Source organism: Acinetobacter sp. YH12058, from assembly GCF_013419805.1.
Taxonomy (GTDB): Bacteria; Pseudomonadota; Gammaproteobacteria; order Pseudomonadales; family Moraxellaceae; genus Acinetobacter; species Acinetobacter towneri.
Genome location: NZ_VOZL01000002.1, coordinates 25,674 through 41,780 on the forward strand (window position 1 = coordinate 25,674; position 16,107 = coordinate 41,780).

Consider the following 16,107-nt stretch of genomic DNA (forward strand, 5'->3'; position numbering starts at 1 on the left):
CATCGCGTGTAGTCATCTTTATTAAAACTTAAAGATATTCTACATTCACAATTTCATATTCCACTTCGCCTTGCGGAGTGACAATTTTGGCTTCATCGCCTTCATTTTTGCCCAACAAACCGCGTGCAATAGGCGAATTCACTGAAATTTTATTGATTTTAAAATCAGCTTCATCATCACCTACAATTTTGTAGGTTTTTTGCTCTTCGGTGTCTAGGTTTTCAATGGTCACAGTCACACCAAAAACCACACGTCCGTTTTGTTCCAATTCTTTAACATCAATTACTTGGCAAGCGCCTAATTTACCTTCGATGTCTTGGATACGACCTTCGCAGAAACCTTGCTGTTCACGTGCGGCATGGTATTCAGCATTTTCTTTTAAATCGCCATGTTCACGCGCTTCTGCAATCGCTGCAGTAATACGTGGACGTTCAACCGATTTAAGTTGTTGTAATTCTTGCTCTAAAGCGTGTTTACCTTCAGGCGTCATAGGATAACGTTGCATGTTGTCCCTCTTTAAAAATATTGAAGTCTATAAATGAAAAAAGCCCGCCACCCGAAAGGTGACGGGACTTTATTGAAATGTATTAACCTACAGTAAGATCTTGCAGGCGATATACATCCATTGGTAATTTAATCGCTAAGGCTTGGCATACAGCATCTGCGCCATTCAAGGTCGTGGTGTAATACACTTTACCTTGCAGTGCAGAACGACGGATTGAGAATGAATCCTGCTGAGCTTGTTTGCCTTCAGAAGTATTGATGATGAGGTGAATCTCACCATTTTTCAAGCGGTCTACAATGTGTGGGCGACCTTCAGTCACTTTATTCACACGTTCACACTCAATACCTGCATCGGTGATGACTTTATGCGTACCACCCGTTGCAACAAGTTTGAAGCCAAAATCAGCCAATTGTTTTGCAATACGCGCCACATGCGGTTTATCTGACTCACGTACAGATAAGAATGCATGTTTCACTTCGCCTTCAGTTGGGATTCCTGGTAAGCGATCATTCGAGCCTAACACAGCTTTATAGAATGCTTCACCAAAAGTTTTACCTACGCCCATGACTTCACCTGTAGATTTCATCTCAGGCCCAAGCACTGGGTCTACACCAGGGAACTTGTTGAATGGGAACACAGCTTCTTTCACAGAGAAGTGTTGCGGAATAATTTCTTTAGTAAAGCCTTGAGCTTCTAAAGATTGACCCGCCATACAACGTGCTGCAACTTTAGCCAATGATTCGCCAATACACTTAGAAACAAATGGAACAGTACGTGATGCACGTGGGTTCACTTCCAAGATATAAACGTCATTGCCTTTCACTGCAAACTGTACGTTCATTAGACCAATAACGCCCAACTCTTTTGCCATGGCAACAGTTTGACGACGCATTTCGTCCTGTACTTCATCTGACAATGAATAAGGTGGAATTGAACATGCTGAGTCGCCAGAGTGAATACCTGCTTGTTCGATGTGCTGCATAATACCGCCAATCACCACATCTTTACCGTCAGATACGCAGTCTACGTCAACTTCAATCGCATCATCCAAGAAACGGTCTAACAGTACAGGTGCATCGTTAGATGCTTGAACTGCATCACGCAAGTAGCGTTTCAATTCTTCTTCGTTATACACGATTTCCATTGCACGACCACCCAATACATAAGATGGACGAACAACGAGCGGGTAACCCACTTTCGCTGCTTCTGCGATACCTTCTTCAGCAGATTTTACAATGCTGTTGTTTGGCTGACGCAATTGCAGACGTTGAATCATTTGCTGGAAACGCTCACGGTCTTCTGCGCGGTCAATTGCATCTGGTGATGTACCAATAATTGGCGCACCTGCTTCTTCTAAAGCGCGTGCCAATTTAAGTGGAGTTTGACCACCGTACTGTACGATAATGCCTTTTGGCTTTTCAGTACGTACGATTTCAAGCACATCTTCCAAAGTAATTGGTTCAAAGTACAAACGGTCTGAAGTGTCGTAATCGGTAGATACTGTTTCAGGGTTACAGTTCACCATGATGGTCTCAAAACCATCTTCACGCATTGCAAGCGCAGCGTGTACACAGCAGTAATCGAATTCGATACCTTGACCAATACGGTTTGGACCACCGCCAATCACCATGATCTTGTCTTTCGCTGAAGGATTTGATTCACACTCTTCATCGTAAGTTGAATACATATATGCTGTGTCAGATTCAAACTCTGCAGCACAGGTATCCACACGTTTGTAAACTGGGGTTACGCCCAAGTTCCAACGGTGTTTACGGAATTGCTTTTGTGAAATTCCCATCAAGTTCGCAATACGCAAGTCAGATAAACCTTTACGTTTGAACGAACGGATGTTGTCAGCGTTTAGATCGCCAAAACCTAAAGTTTTGATTTCGTTTTCAGTGTTCACGATGTCTTGAATTTGAATCAAGAACCAACGGTCAATTTTGGTCGCTTCAAAAACTTCGTCCAAGCTAAAGCCGTGACGGAATGCGTCTGCCACGTACCAAATACGTTCAGGGCCTGGAACTTTTAATTCAACTAAAATTTTGTCGCGTGCGCCTTCAGCACCCACTTCAATTTGTTCGTCAAAACCACACGCACCAGTTTCTAAACCACGAAGCGCTTTATTTACAGACTCTTGGAAATTACGGCCAATTGCCATGACTTCACCTACAGATTTCATCTGTGTGGTTAAAGTCGCGTCTGCTTGCGGGAACTTTTCAAAGTTGAAACGTGGAACTTTAGTGACAACGTAGTCAATTGATGGTTCAAATGCCGCAGGAGTGGTACCGCCTGTGATGTCATTTTTCAGTTCATCAAGGGTATAACCCACAGCCAATTTCGCTGCAACTTTTGCAATTGGGAAACCAGTGGCTTTAGATGCAAGTGCAGATGAACGAGATACACGTGGGTTCATCTCAATCACAACCATACGACCAGTATTCGGGCAAATACCGAACTGAACGTTAGAACCACCTGTTTCTACACCAATTTCACGAAGTACCGCTAAAGATGCATTACGCATCAATTGGTATTCTTTGTCCGTCAAAGTTTGCGCAGGAGCAACGGTGATTGAGTCACCAGTGTGCACGCCCATTGGGTCAAAGTTTTCGATTGAACATACGATGATACAGTTGTCGTTTTTATCACGTACAACTTCCATCTCATATTCTTTCCAACCAATAAGTGATTCATCAATCAATAATTGTTTGGTTGGAGAAAGATCGAAACCGCGTTCACAGATTTCAAGGAATTCTTCTTTGTTATATGCGATACCGCCACCAGAACCACCCATGGTGAATGATGGACGAATAATCACAGGGAAGCCAAAGCGAGATTGAATCTCAAGTGCTTCTTCCATAGATTCAGCAATTGCTGCTTTTGGACACTCAAGACCAATTTTGCGCATTGCTTCATCAAACAATTTACGGTCTTCGGCTTTTTCAATCGCGTCTTTGGTTGCACCAATTAATTCAACATTGTATTTGGCTAAAATACCGTTGGCATCTAATGCAAGCGCACAGTTCAATGCAGTTTGACCACCCATGGTCGGAAGTACTGCATCTGGACGTTCTTTTTCAATGATTGCTGCAACAGTCTGCCAAGTGATTGGCTCGATATAAGTTGCATCTGCCATTGCAGGGTCAGTCATGATGGTCGCAGGGTTCGAGTTTACCAAAATAACGCGGTAACCTTCTTCACGCAGCGCTTTACATGCTTGAGCACCAGAATAGTCAAACTCACAAGCCTGACCAATAACAATAGGACCAGCACCAATAATTAAGATGCTTTTAATATCCGTACGTTTAGGCATTATTTCGCTCCTTAATTACTTCTTAGCGGCTTCAATAAGTTCGATGAAATGATCGAACAAGAGTGCGCAGTCATGTGGACCTGAACTTGCTTCTGGGTGACCTTGGAAGCTAAATGCAGGCTTGTCTGTACGATGAATACCTTGGTTTGTGCCATCGAACAATGAACGATGCGTTGAACATACATTGCTTGGTAAGGTGCTTTCATCTACCGCGAAGCCGTGGTTCTGAGAAGTAATCATCACTGTACCAGTTTCTAAGTTCTGTACAGGATGGTTTGCGCCGTGGTGACCGTGCGGCATTTTCATTGTTTTTGCACCTGATGCAAGTGCAAGAATTTGGTGACCTAAACAGATACCAAATACAGGAGTATTCGTGGTTTCTACAATTGTTTTTACAGCTTCAATTGCGTAGTCACATGCAGCAGGATCGCCAGGGCCATTTGACAAGAAAATGCCATCTGGGTTTAACGCAAGGACTTTTTCAGCAGGGGTTTGTGCAGGAACAACGGTTAATTTGCAACCGCGGTCTGCGAGCATACGCAGGATGTTGGTTTTGACACCGTAATCGTATGCAACCACATGATATTTAAGTTCAGGTTGAGTAAAGCCTTTGCCAAGTTCCCATGAACCTTCAGTCCATTCAAAACCTTCAGGGTCGCAGCATACTTTTGCAAGATCTAAGCCGTTTAAGCCGCCAAATGCACGTGCTTTCGCAATTGCTTCTTCTTCAGTGATATTTTCACCAGCAAGAATACAGCCGTTTTGCGCACCTTTGGCACGTAAAATACGGGTCAATTTACGGGTATCAATATCTGCAATCGCAACCACGTTGTGTGCTTGCAAATATTCTGCTAAAGATTGATTAGAACGGAAGTTACTGTGTAGTAAAGGCAAATCACGGATAATTAAACCGTTTGCCCATACTTTATGAATACGACCAGACTCGACATCTTCATCATTACAACCTGTGTTCCCAATGTGCGGGTAAGTTAAAGTCACAAGTTGCTGTGCATAACTCGGGTCGGTCAAAATTTCTTGATAGCCAGTCATGGCAGTGTTAAAAACGACTTCACCAGTCGTACTTCCCGTTGCACCGATAGACGTACCTTTAAAGATTGTACCGTCGGCAAGGGCTAAAATGGCGGGGGTGCTCAAACCAAAGCTCCTGAACTAAAACCACAAAAATAGGGCTGTAAAAAAGCGAGTAGACGAAAAAAAAGGAAGGTCAATGTTTAAACCTACCCTCCTATGTCTGCTCGCTTGAACTTAACATTGCATTATACGCATGAGCTCGCCAAAAGTCCATTGTGAATCTGACGAATATGTAAGATAAAAGACTTGCTTTTTTTGCTAGGTTTATGTTTTAGCGTGTAGTCCAAATGTAAGCAATCTACGATTGTTAGACAATCCAAAACCCATTTTAGTCTAAATTGCCTTATGCTTAATTTATAAACAACAACGACCTTGGGTAAAAGCGAATGACTGAACAAGATAAATCAGCCACTGAACCACAAAACAGTGCAATCAAAGCAGTAAGTGAAGGCGCTGAAAAGCTTGAAAAAGTAACGCATGATGCCAAAGAGCAGGTGCTTGATGTGGTTGCAGAAACACAAGAAAAACTTCAAGCCGAAGCGAAACAACTCAATGCTAGCGTGCAAGAGCAATTGGGTCAATTAAAGCAAGATGTATTGCAAAAAATTGAAGCATTGAAAGCACAGTTTGGTGGTTCACCTAAAGACTTAGGTGAGTTAAAAGAATTTGTGAAAACTGAATTTAGCGCAATTATTGATGACCTTTCTAAACTAGGTAAAGAGTTGAAAGAAGATGTCAGCAGTATTTCAGTGAAACATAAAGACCAATTGGTTGAAACGTTTCAGCGTTCTAAAGAGCACACTTTAGAAGCTTGGAAAAAAGTTAATCCACAAAAAACAGAAACGAATGACGAAACTGATCAAGCTTAATCTAATCAGCCATAAAAAAAGTGAGGTTCGGCCTCACTTTTTTTATTCAAATTTCTGCTCAAGTACAAAATGAAAATCTGATTACGCATTTTGAAACTAGACAAGATTAGAACTGATGTAACCAATCTCGTTTATTATGAAAATCGGCTGCAGGACTGCTGTGTTGCATGGCATAAAACTGTTCGCCCTGACTGGTTTTTAGCACTGCCGTCAGACCTATAAACAAATCCGTCCATTTTAGTTTATGTTTCAGCATAAATTCGGTTAAATCCAGACTCACATTCAAACCATAATGTGTGCGTTTCAGCTGATTCAGTTCAATATCGTAAGCAGCCACGGGCGGCATTTGCTCAGGATAACGATATTCTTCAAAGGCGTAGGCTTGCCAAGCTTGAGAAGGGGATAAATTGATTTCACGATAAAAATCTTCGCCCTGAACCCCAATGAAAATTTCAAAGCAGGTGTGTTCCCACAAAAAATCCTGACGTGGATGTGACGCTACCAAAGCAGGCCATTCGACCCACTGATTTGGATCGCGCAGCCAAAAGCCCACATTTAACGTAAATGGGCTTTGTTGTTCAATTGCACCGACCAAAGAAATGGCCTGAAATTGACGATTAAAAGCACTGAGTTCGTAACTTGCCATTGAGGGAGATTAGTTAGACAAGTGAGCGTGGCGAACTAAATTAGATAATTTAGCATTTTGTTTGGCTGCTTTTTTGTAGAGTAAGACAATTTTACCAATGCTTTGTACCACTTCAGAACCTGTTGCTGCTGCAATTTCAGTAATCACAGCTGCACGTACCTCACGGTCTTCACCGCCAATTTTGACTTTAATCAATTCGTGATCGTTTAAAGCACGGTTGGTTTCTTCAATCACATTTTCAGTCAAACCTTGACCGCCAATCATCACTACAGGGTTGAGTGCATGACCAATTTGACGTAAACGCTTGCGTTCCTGAATAGATAGAGCCGCCATAAAGATAACCTAATTTTAAAAACGGCTTAGTATAACAAAAGCCAGTTTGAAACGCTGTAAATTCTATGCAAATAATCTGTGATCTTGCTGCCTTGTAAAAATATTGAATCTGAATACTTGCTGATATTTATCTGTAACAGTCAAAGTGACTTTTTTAAGCCTCAGTACAGAAATAAGCGATGGATTTAATAGAAAAAATAGGTTAGTTCTTGCTATTTAGATACAGATGTCTACTGCAAGCTTGCTAATTTTCACGTACAATCGCAATTTAGATGGCTATTCGTTACTAAGAGAGTTATGGCAACACGCATTACCAACCAAAAGTTATCCAAAAGTAGTCGTGCGTGGATGAGAGAGCACCTAGATGATCCCTTTGTGAAAAGAGCGCAAAAAGAAGGGTATCGTGCACGTGCTGCATACAAACTACTTGAGATTCAAGAAAAATATAAACTGATCAAACCCGGTATGACGGTGGTGGACTTAGGTGCAGCACCGGGTAGTTGGTCGCAAATCGCAGGGAAACTTGTCGGCGACAAAGGTTTGGTGATCGCTTCCGATATTTTGGAAATGGACGCACTACCAGATGTGACCTTTTTACAAGGTGACTTCCGCGAAGAAGAAGTTTTCGAAAAATTGTTAAATATTTTAAACGGACGCACGGTAGACGTTGTAATTTCCGATATGGCCCCCAATACATCAGGTAATAAAGCTGTAGATCAACCGCGTCAAATTTACTTATGCGAGTTGGCGCTCGATTTTGCCAACCGTGTATTGGGACCCAATGGCCAGTTTGTGGTCAAAGTGTTCCAAGGTTCGGGGTTTGACGAATTTCGTAAACAGGTTGTGGACAGTTTTGATGTTCTAAAGACAGCAAAACCCGCTGCTTCACGGGCGCGTTCCAAAGAAGTATTCCTTATTGGACAAGGACGTAAAAAAGCGTCTAAATAAAGTTTACTTGCCAAGCCGTTAAAAATTGTGCATTTTGTACGTTTTTAATGAATTGTCTAGCTGATCTTCAGCTTTTTGAATGAAAGGTCACCCAGTAACGGGCATGATCAAATTAGATTGATATGGGAATAAAGCTTTGAGCGATCTCTTCAAGAATGCCGTATTGTGGCTGATTATACTTGGTGTGCTGATTCTAATTTTCAGCAACATCAATAACAGTGAAAAGCCAACTGCAATGAACTATTCAGAGTTCGTTACAGCGGTGAATGCTGGTCAAATTAAGCAAGTCACAATTGATGGCGAAAGAATTAGTGGCGAAAAAGTCAACGGCTCGTCCTTTGAAAGCATTCGTCCAGCAGTTCAAGACCCTGAACTGATGCCGAATCTGATTAAAAACAACGTTGTTGTTGAAGGTACTGCACCTCAACGTCAAGGTTTGTTAATGCAACTATTGATCGCAAGTTTCCCTGTACTTTTAATCATTTTGTTATTCATGTTCTTTATGCGCAACATGGGTGGCGGTGCAGGTGGTAAAAACGGCCCGATGAGCTTTGGTAAATCTAAAGCCAAAATGTTGTCTGAAGACCAAATTAAAGTCACATTTGCCGATGTAGCAGGTTGTGACGAAGCAAAACAAGAAGTGGTTGAAATTGTAGATTTCTTAAAAGACCCTGCTAAATTCAAGCGTTTAGGTGCAACTATTCCTAAAGGTGTGTTGATGGTAGGTCCACCGGGTACAGGTAAAACCTTATTGGCCAAAGCCATTGCAGGCGAAGCCAAAGTTCCATTCTTCAGCATTTCTGGTTCTGACTTCGTTGAAATGTTCGTGGGTGTAGGTGCTTCTCGTGTTCGTGATATGTTTGAGCAAGCTAAACGCCATGCACCATGTATCATCTTTATTGATGAGATTGATGCGGTAGGTCGTCACCGTGGTTCAGGTACAGGTGGTGGTCACGATGAACGTGAGCAAACACTTAACCAAATGCTTGTTGAAATGGATGGTTTTGAAGGCAATGAAGGCATTATTGTCATCGCTGCGACAAACCGTGCCGATGTACTGGATAAAGCTTTATTGCGTCCAGGTCGTTTTGACCGTCAAGTAATGGTTGGCTTGCCAGACATTAAAGGTCGTGAGCAAATTCTGAATGTTCACTTGAAAAAACTGCCTTCAGTTACAGGTGTAGATGTCAAAGTCTTGGCACGTGGTACACCAGGCTTCTCTGGTGCGCAATTGGCGAACCTTGTGAATGAAGCTGCATTGTTTGCTGCCCGTCGTAATAAAAATACGGTGGATATGCACGACTTTGAAGATGCTAAAGATAAGTTGTATATGGGCCCTGAACGTAAGTCGATGGTGCTGCGTGAAGAAGAACGTCGTGCAACGGCTTATCATGAAGCAGGTCATGCGATTGTTGCTGAAATGCTGCCGGGTACAGACCCTGTGCATAAAGTGACGATTATGCCGCGTGGTTGGGCATTGGGTGTGACATGGCAATTGCCTGAACATGACCAAACTAGCCATTATAAAGACAAAATGCTGAACGACTTGTCTATCTTGTTTGGTGGTCGTATTGCAGAAGAAGTCTTTATTAATCAAATGTCAACAGGTGCATCGAATGACTTTGAGCGTGCGACTAAATTAGCACGTGCGATGGTGACCAAATACGGTATGTCTGACAAGTTAGGCGTAATGGTCTATGAAGACGATACACAACAATCATTCATGGGTAGTTTAGGCAGCCGTACGATTTCTGAAGCCACCCAGCAACAAGTGGATGCTGAAGTTCGTCGTATTATTGATGAGCAATATAAAGTTGCCCGCGATATTTTGGAAAATAACCAAGACATTGCCCACGCAATGGTAAAAGCATTGTTGGAATGGGAAACCATTGATCGTGACCAAATCCGTGACATTATGGAAGGTCGTGAGCCACAGCCACCGAAGGTGTATATTGCAGACAATCCTGTGATTGATGTAACACCAACCGATGGTCCAAGCACACCGCCACCATTACCAGCGAGCTAATCAGCTCACATGATGTTAAAAAAGAGTCTTTGTATAAAGGCTCTTTTTTTTATTCGTGTGGTTTATGTGCAGTTGTGACCGGAATATTGAGGTCTGTTGACGCTCATCGAAAAGAATTCCACATCTTTAAAATTAGCCTTGTTAAAATAAGCTTTTCAAATTGAAAGGAAGACCAGCATGCAGCTAATGCCATTACCCAAACGTGTATTGCAATGTGGACGTTTGCGTTTAGATTTATCTCAGCCGCATGTGATGGGAATTCTAAATGTGACACCAGACTCGTTTAGTGATGGTGGGCGACATAATGAAAAAGATGCTGCTGTGGCGCGTGCTTTGGAAATGATAGCCGAAGGTGCAACCGTGATTGATATTGGCGGTGAGTCTACACGTCCGGGGGCAAGTCCTGTGAGTGTAGAAGAAGAAATTCGTCGTGTGGTTCCTGTGGCGGAAGCCTTATCTACTTATGATGTAGTGCTTTCGATTGATACGTCACAGCCTGAAGTGATTCGTGCTGCCGTAGCTGCGGGGGCGCATATCTGGAATGATGTACGTGCGCTGACCCGTCCAAATGCGTTGCAAACAGCTGCTGAGTTAAATATCCCCGTGATTATTATGCACATGCGTGGTGAACCGACCACCATGAACAATTTAGATCAATATGATGATGTCACTGCAGATGTGATTGCAGAATTGCAGCAACGTGTCGCTGATGCTTTGGCGGTAGGGGTCAAGCCTGAAAATATCATGATTGATCCGGGTTTTGGTTTTGCGAAAAATGCACAACAGAATCTGAAATTGTTAAATGAGTTGCATCAACTTAATGGTATGGGGTATCCAATTTTATCGGCATTGTCCCGTAAACGCTTTATTGGTGAAGCTTTGGGTGGGGCAGAGCCAACACAGCGTGCAGTTGGTTCTGTAGCGGCACATTTACTCAGTATTCAGCAAGGTGCTTGTATGGTGCGTGCGCATGATGTGAAAGCCATGTCTGACGCCATTAAAGTCTGGCAAGCAATGCAGTTGGCAAATTAATCGCAGTATGCAAATTGGGGCGAAGCTAGAATTAAAGCCTTGCTTATGCTATATAGGCACGCTTGAATCTCTGTATTTTTGAGTGCTTGTATGTTTGCAGATTTACTTCTCCCGATGTTTGATGATGAGTTTTATCCTGATATTTTAGTTGCTGAGTTAAAACAACTGATTCAACAGTTTGCAAAACACGTGTCTAAATCCAATTTATCTGAAACGGATATTTATCATTTTGCTGATCAGACCGTGCAAGCCATTAATAAAATGAAACCACAATTTGAAGATTTGGATTCAGATTTGGACGATACCGCAGCAGATTATATTGCTGAGGCGATGATGATGGTGCTGCAAGATCAAGGCTATTTCGAGATTGAAATGGAAGAGTTGATTGCAACGAGAGAGTGGTGATAGGTCACTCTCTTTCAGCTTTAATTTATGGGTGATTCAATAAATCATCTAAAACATCATCCAAATGGCAACTTTGCTGTGTATGTAGTTCTGCAATTTCCCGAACATTCAACGTATATAGCCCATTATGTTCATTCGGCTGTGCAATTAAATTGACCCAAAACTTTGTATTTTGTTGCAGCAAAGTTTTGAGTTGCTTTTCTTCTTCAGGATTTTGGAAATTTAATAAATATAAATTGTTGCCTAAGCTGCAACGACGTAATTGTAATTCTTGATTTTTATATTGCACTGTTCCTGCAAAAACATCATAAAATTCTGCATCAGTTTCAATTGGGTTTACGGATTCGGTTGCTGACTCAAGGCTGGGATTTTGTGCATGGCTTGCAAAACTGAGCAAGCAGCATAAACAGATCATCCATTTGAAAGAGAAGATAAAGCGTTGTAGAGACATTTCAAATCATCGGCACATAAGTGTTATCGTTTTCAATATTATATTTTTTAGGCATAAAAAAACCAGCTTAATGCTGGAGTTCTTTATTTGCACCATTTGAATGATTTGATTCATTAAAATGGTGCCCGAGGCCAGACTCGAACTGGCACGCTTTGAGGGCGGGGGATTTTAAATCCCCTGTGTCTACCGATTTCACCACTCGGGCATGTGCGCAATAATAGAGGACGAAATAAATCTTGGCAAGTAAATTTATTTACAATTGCTTTCTTTTCAATCAATTCAACTTATTAGCTTGAAAAAAGTTCGGTTTGCAGTATATTTCTGCTGTTTGTCATCAATATTTCATGAGTTTGAGATCAAAGCGAAATCATAAATTTCTATGTTGAGCGCTCAAGAAAAATAAAAGGAATATTCATGAACATTCGCTTAACTCGCCGAGAGCTGATTCAAAAAAGTTTGGCTGGTTTTGGGGCGTTGTCATTGCCAGTCGCATTAACTGCATGTGGTGATGACAATGAAAATACAGCAGAAAATGCATTAAAGGTGCAGTTTTTGCATGGTGTCGCCAGTGGTGATCCGCTGCATGATCGTATCATTTTATGGACACGTGTAACGCCAAGTGACATGGCAGCATGCATTGAAGTGGTTTGGGAAATTGCCAGCGATGAGGCGTTTAAGCAATTGGTAAATACTGGCAAAGTACAAACCAGCGCAGCGCAAGATTTTACTGTTAAAGTGGACGCAGATCGTTTACAGGCAGGGACTAAATATTATTACCGTTTCCGCTTTGGTAATACGGTTTCTGCTATAGGACAGACCAAAACCTTGCCACAACGCAGCGATCAAGTGAAATTTGCGGTCTGTTCTTGCTCGAACTATCCCGCAGGTTATTTTCATGTGTATAAAGAAATGGCACAGGAAAACAATCTGGATGTGATTATTCACTTGGGTGATTATATTTATGAATATGGACAAGGTGGCTACGCGACTGACGATGCAAAACAGTTAGGACGTACCTTTGCTGCAGACAATGATAAAGAAATTATCAAGTTAGATGATTATCGTAAACGTTATGCTTTATATCGTACCGATGCTGATTTGCAGACTGCTCACCAACGCCATCCATTTATTGTCATTTGGGATGACCATGAACTCAGTAATGATACTTGGGAAGCGGGTGCAGATAATCATCAAGAAGGTGAAGGCAGCTTTATAGAACGTAAAATTGCGGCATTACAGGCTTATTTCGAGTGGATGCCAATTCGTCCAGTTGCAGAAAATGATCATTTGAATATTTATCGCCAGTTTGATTTTGGTGGTTTGGTGAATTTGATGATGCTGGATACGCGTATTTTGGCGCGTCATAAGCAATTAGATTATGCTAACTATATGACGGCAGAAGGTATTGATGCTGCTAAATTTCAGGCAGATTTATTTAGTGATCAACGCACATTGATGGGTGGAGTTCAACGAGAATGGTTGCAAAAGCAGTTGGGGCAGTCTAAGGCTACTTGGAATGTTTTGGCTCAACAAGTGTTGATGGCGAAAATGCTGATTCCACAAGAACTGTTATTGCCTTTAGCGAAAATCACCAATGGTGATCAGCAACCTGAAACACTTGCACAAATGAAGCAGAAAATTACAGAATTGGTCACGCTGAAATTGCGTTTAAAAGCGAATGATCCAACTTTGACAGCAGTAGATAAGGCACGTTTGTATGCGGTTGCACCTTATAACCTCGATGCTTGGGATGGTTATGCCTACGAGCGAGAAGTTGTGTATGGGACATTGCAGCAACTTGGGAAAAAAGCAGTGGTGTTGGCAGGTGATACTCACAATGCTTGGGCTGCAACCTTGCATACACATGAAACAAATCATGAGGTTGGGTTGGAATTCGCGACCAGCTCGGTATCATCGCCCGGAATTGAGTATTACTTAAATGTGCCTGCAGACGAAATGGCAGCGTTGGAATATGCCTTTCAAGAACTGATTGATGAACTGGATTATTGCAACTTAAATCAACGTGGTTATTTAACGGTGACTTTTGATCGTGCGCAAGTGGTTGCAGATTGGAAGTTTATAGATACGGTTAAGGCACGTGAATACAAACTCGATGATACGCGTGGTCATCAACAGAAGTATGGTGTAGACTTAAAACCAATCATTGATGTCGCTAAAACTGCTTAAAATTGGTGTGATATTTACAGAAAACCGAGTCTAAGTTGCTCGGTTTTTTTTGATGATTAAGCGGAGGTTTTTAATCGAGTTTATCTTGAATATAACTGTCTAAATCTATGTATTTAATGCTTTTACATAAATTGTGTTCAACCTGCATCAGTTGTTGATGTAACTGAATTGCATGTTGATATTGCTGATTCAATTGGGCAAAACGAGGGCTATTTTTATTGGAAAAATACATCCGATATTGAATTTTAGCAGCTTGACGATATGACCAATACGCAGCACGGCGAAATTGCGTTAAGCAATATTTTTGTTCAAGGCTTATGTGGTCACGGAACATATTCTCTTTATAGAAACGTACAAAACCAAAACTGATGCAGAAAAAGAATAAAATCCCTTGCAGAATTGCACTCTGAAAATAGGCGAAATTTACCGCTTGTAGCAGAATCAATACTGCTATTTTTATGGTGGCATGTTGCTGTAGTTGATACCACGATGCCGAACTGTGTTTAATTTGATACAACACATAAGGTAGAAGCAGCATAAAACCTAACATGATGGCTAAAATCGCCAATGCCTTGGCTTGAAAGGCATCGTATTGCGGTGCAAAGTTTTGAATCCCGTGCGCCAGACTGATTGAAATAGGAATAAAAATCAGGCAGGCCAAGACCCATGGAATCATTTCTTTCCAATCATCCAGCATGCCTTTGCTTTGAATAAAACCATAAAACAAAATATTTCTTTTAAATGCAGCAGGGTATTGTTGTTGCAATTGCTGCAAATCAAGAAGCGCTTGTTTAGGGTTCATAGAGGCATCATTGAATATTGAATAAAGAGGGGAAAACCTAAAATTTAGGCATAAAAAAACCAGCTTAATGCTGGGTTCTTTATTTGCACCATTTTAATCTATTTTAAAATGGTGCCCGAGGCCAGACTCGAACTGGCACGCTTTGAGGGCGGGGGATTTTAAATCCCCTGTGTCTACCGATTTCACCACTCGGGCATAGTTTTACAAGATTGGAGGCGGAGGTCGGAATCGAACCGGCGTCCACGGAGTTGCAGTCCGCTGCATGACCACTCTGCCACCCCGCCGCGTCTTGTGATGCGTATATTAGCAAGCTCTGAAAAAAAAACAATACTATTAAATGAGCAGATGCACATTAATTCGACATATAGAATAAAATAGTCTAAATAATCATGTATTATTTGCAAAATTGATTCATATCAACATTTGGAGATGTGCCGTGGCATTAATTTTAGACGGTCGTGCATTGGCAAAACAAATTGAAGCTGATCTGTTAACACGTGTAGAAGCGTTAAAAGCAAAATCAGGTCGTACCCCAATTCTAGCGACTATTTTGGTCGGTGATGACGGTGCATCTGCAACTTATGTACGCATGAAGGGCAATGCTTGCCGTCGTGTGGGCATGGATTCTTTAAAAGTAGAATTGCCAACAGAAACCACCACAGAACAATTATTGGCAGAAATTGAAAAATTGAATGCCAATCCTGATGTGCATGGTATTTTGTTGCAACACCCAGTTCCTGCGCAAATTGATGAGCGTGCTTGTTTTGATGCGATTTCACTTGCAAAAGACGTAGATGGTGTGACCTGTTTAGGTTATGGTCGTATGGCAATGGGCGAAGCTGCATATGGTTCTGCAACACCTGCAGGCATTATGACCATTCTTAAAGAAAAAAACATTGAAATTGCAGGCAAACATGCCGTTGTTGTGGGGCGTTCGGCAATTTTAGGTAAACCAATGGCTGCGATGCTTCTTGAAGCCAATGCAACAGTAACCATTTGCCATTCACGTACCCAAGATCTTGCAAGTTTTGTGAAACAAGCGGACATTATTGTTGGTGCGGTTGGTAAAGCTGAATTGATTCAAAAAGACTGGATCAAACCAGGCGCTGTGGTTGTTGATGCAGGCTTCCATCCACGTGATGGCGGTGGTGTTGGAGATATCCAATTGCAAGGCATTGAAGAGATTGCTTCTGCATATACGCCTGTACCAGGTGGCGTTGGCCCAATGACGATTACAACTTTGATTCGTCAAACGGTTGAAGCGGCTGAGAAAGCGTTAGGTTGATGAAGACCTCTCCCTAACCCTCTCTTGCGCTTCAATTTAAAAGCAGTGCTTTAAATTTTGCTCAGGAGAGGGGAAATTCATTGTGAAAATAATGGATGCTCCTTCTCTTGCGCCGTATACGGCTCAGGGAGAAGGCTGGGATGAGGGCTTAAAAATTCTCTCCCTAACTCTCCTAAAAAAGAGTGGGGAATTCATTGTAAAAATAATGAATGC

General features: G+C 41.8%; 14 protein-coding genes and 3 tRNA genes. 7 read left to right on the top strand and 10 right to left on the bottom strand.

Going from position 1 to position 16,107, the window contains the following annotated elements:
* Nucleotides 1-28: 28 nt before the first annotated feature.
* The 3 genes from greA to carA all read right to left on the bottom strand — a co-directional run bounded on the left by greA (nt 29) and on the right by carA (nt 4,973).
* Nucleotides 29-505, bottom strand: coding sequence for a transcription elongation factor GreA (greA, locus tag FTU09_RS01540; protein ID WP_004972169.1), 477 nt, complete (start codon nt 503-505; stop codon nt 29-31).
* An 82-nt stretch (nt 506-587) separates the two neighbouring features.
* Nucleotides 588-3,818, bottom strand: coding sequence for a carbamoyl-phosphate synthase large subunit (gene carB / locus FTU09_RS01545; protein ID WP_004972166.1), 3,231 nt, complete (start codon nt 3,816-3,818; stop codon nt 588-590).
* 15 nt (nt 3,819-3,833) lie between these two features.
* Nucleotides 3,834-4,973 carry a glutamine-hydrolyzing carbamoyl-phosphate synthase small subunit gene (carA, locus tag FTU09_RS01550; RefSeq protein WP_179989246.1) on the bottom strand — a complete coding sequence of 380 codons (1,140 nt, stop codon included), beginning with the start codon at nt 4,971-4,973 and terminating at the stop codon, nt 3,834-3,836.
* A gap of 323 nt (nt 4,974-5,296) precedes the next feature.
* On the opposite strand from carA, the gene FTU09_RS01555 reads away from it, so the two are divergent.
* Nucleotides 5,297-5,779, top strand: a complete 483-nt coding sequence (locus FTU09_RS01555) for a hypothetical protein (RefSeq protein ID WP_180079453.1) — start codon at nt 5,297-5,299, stop codon at nt 5,777-5,779.
* Nucleotides 5,780-5,885: 106 nt separating this feature from the next.
* Here the strand turns inward: FTU09_RS01555 and FTU09_RS01560 are convergent, their stop codons facing one another.
* Nucleotides 5,886-6,425, bottom strand: a complete 540-nt coding sequence (locus FTU09_RS01560; RefSeq protein WP_070153929.1) for a DOMON-like domain-containing protein — start codon at nt 6,423-6,425, stop codon at nt 5,886-5,888.
* Nucleotides 6,426-6,434: 9 nt separating this feature from the next.
* A complete protein-coding gene (yhbY, locus tag FTU09_RS01565) occupies nt 6,435-6,758 on the bottom strand; it encodes a ribosome assembly RNA-binding protein YhbY (RefSeq protein ID WP_168418845.1) in 324 nt (107 codons plus the stop codon).
* Nucleotides 6,759-7,055: 297 nt separating this feature from the next.
* On the opposite strand from yhbY, the gene rlmE reads away from it, so the two are divergent.
* The 4 genes from rlmE to FTU09_RS01585 all read left to right on the top strand — a co-directional run bounded on the left by rlmE (nt 7,056) and on the right by FTU09_RS01585 (nt 11,169).
* Nucleotides 7,056-7,706, top strand: coding sequence for a 23S rRNA (uridine(2552)-2'-O)-methyltransferase RlmE (gene rlmE / locus FTU09_RS01570; protein ID WP_004972157.1), 651 nt, complete (start codon nt 7,056-7,058; stop codon nt 7,704-7,706).
* Nucleotides 7,707-7,842: 136 nt separating this feature from the next.
* Nucleotides 7,843-9,732, top strand: coding sequence for an ATP-dependent zinc metalloprotease FtsH (gene ftsH, locus FTU09_RS01575; RefSeq protein WP_004972155.1), 1,890 nt, complete (start codon nt 7,843-7,845; stop codon nt 9,730-9,732).
* 177 nt (nt 9,733-9,909) lie between these two features.
* Nucleotides 9,910-10,764: a dihydropteroate synthase gene (gene folP, locus FTU09_RS01580; protein ID WP_096900999.1), complete on the top strand. Its 855-nt coding sequence runs from the start codon at nt 9,910-9,912 to the stop codon at nt 10,762-10,764.
* Nucleotides 10,765-10,854: 90 nt separating this feature from the next.
* On the top strand, nt 10,855-11,169 hold the full coding sequence (locus FTU09_RS01585) for a DUF5713 family protein (protein WP_131260668.1): 315 nt from the start codon (nt 10,855-10,857) through the stop codon (nt 11,167-11,169).
* A gap of 25 nt (nt 11,170-11,194) precedes the next feature.
* Here the strand turns inward: FTU09_RS01585 and FTU09_RS01590 are convergent, their stop codons facing one another.
* Both FTU09_RS01590 and FTU09_RS01595 read right to left on the bottom strand, forming a co-directional pair.
* Complete coding sequence (locus FTU09_RS01590) at nt 11,195-11,620, bottom strand: hypothetical protein (protein ID WP_180037568.1); 426 nt, start codon at nt 11,618-11,620, stop codon at nt 11,195-11,197.
* Between the two features lie 119 nt (nt 11,621-11,739).
* Nucleotides 11,740-11,825: transfer RNA gene (locus FTU09_RS01595), tRNA-Leu, on the bottom strand.
* 209 nt (nt 11,826-12,034) lie between these two features.
* Between FTU09_RS01595 and FTU09_RS01600 the strand changes: the two genes are divergently transcribed.
* Complete coding sequence (locus FTU09_RS01600; RefSeq protein ID WP_154320964.1) at nt 12,035-13,807, top strand: alkaline phosphatase; 1,773 nt, start codon at nt 12,035-12,037, stop codon at nt 13,805-13,807.
* A gap of 70 nt (nt 13,808-13,877) precedes the next feature.
* On the opposite strand, the gene FTU09_RS01605 is transcribed toward FTU09_RS01600, so the two are convergent.
* The 3 genes from FTU09_RS01605 to FTU09_RS01615 all read right to left on the bottom strand — a co-directional run bounded on the left by FTU09_RS01605 (nt 13,878) and on the right by FTU09_RS01615 (nt 14,893).
* Nucleotides 13,878-14,609, bottom strand: a complete 732-nt coding sequence (locus FTU09_RS01605) for a hypothetical protein (protein WP_096900995.1) — start codon at nt 14,607-14,609, stop codon at nt 13,878-13,880.
* 109 nt (nt 14,610-14,718) lie between these two features.
* Nucleotides 14,719-14,804, bottom strand: a tRNA-Leu gene (locus FTU09_RS01610).
* 15 nt (nt 14,805-14,819) lie between these two features.
* Nucleotides 14,820-14,893: transfer RNA gene (locus tag FTU09_RS01615), tRNA-Cys, on the bottom strand.
* Nucleotides 14,894-15,045: 152 nt separating this feature from the next.
* Here FTU09_RS01615 and folD point away from each other — a divergent pair.
* A complete protein-coding gene (gene folD / locus FTU09_RS01620; RefSeq protein ID WP_004972142.1) occupies nt 15,046-15,894 on the top strand; it encodes a bifunctional methylenetetrahydrofolate dehydrogenase/methenyltetrahydrofolate cyclohydrolase FolD in 849 nt (282 codons plus the stop codon).
* Nucleotides 15,895-16,107: the final 213 nt, after the last annotated feature.